This window comes from Streptomyces lothianensis, assembly GCF_047779955.1.
Taxonomy (GTDB): Bacteria; Actinomycetota; Actinomycetes; order Streptomycetales; family Streptomycetaceae; genus Streptomyces.
On record NZ_JBLMKT010000132.1, the window covers coordinates 1 to 589 of the forward strand.

Here is a 589-nt window from a genome sequence, read left to right on the forward strand (position 1 = left end):
GAAACCCCACCCACCACCACACCCCAAACCAACCAAACCAACCAACCCACCACCGGTACCCCGTCGGCCCCGGCAGTGCCCTGGGTGGTCTCAGCGAAGACCCGGTCGGCCCTCGCGGCCCAGGCGCGCGCGCTCCACGCGCGGCTGCAGAAGCAGCCGGAACTGGACGTACGCGATGTGGCGTTCTCGCTCGCGACCAGCCGCAGCGCCCTGGAGTACCGGGCCGCCGTCGTCGGCGACGACCGGGCCGAGCTGCTCAGAGGCATCAAGGAGCTGGCCGAGTCGGACATGGCGGCGGACGTCGTCCTCGGCCATGCCCGACCGGGCCGACAGGTGGCGTTGCTCTTCTCGGGTCAGGGCTCGCAGCGGGCCGGGATGGGCCGCGAGCTGTACGACAACTTCCCTGTCTTCGCGGAGGCTTTCGATGCGGTGTGCGCGCAACTCGACAGGCATCTGGACCGTTCGGTCAAGGAGGTGGTGTTCGACGCGGAGTCGGACCTCCTCGACCAGACGATGTTCACCCAGGCGGGTCTCTTCGCCGTCGAGGTGGCGCTGTTCCGGCTGATGGAGCACTGGGGCATCACCCCGG

At 69.3% G+C, this 589-nt stretch carries 1 protein-coding gene; it reads left to right on the top strand.

Annotated features, from left to right (window positions below; genetic code table 11):
• Positions 1 to 84 precede the first annotated feature (84 nt).
• A partial coding sequence (locus ACLF6P_RS29925; protein WP_415954555.1) for an acyltransferase domain-containing protein occupies positions 85 to 589 on the top strand: 505 nt, incomplete at its 3' end.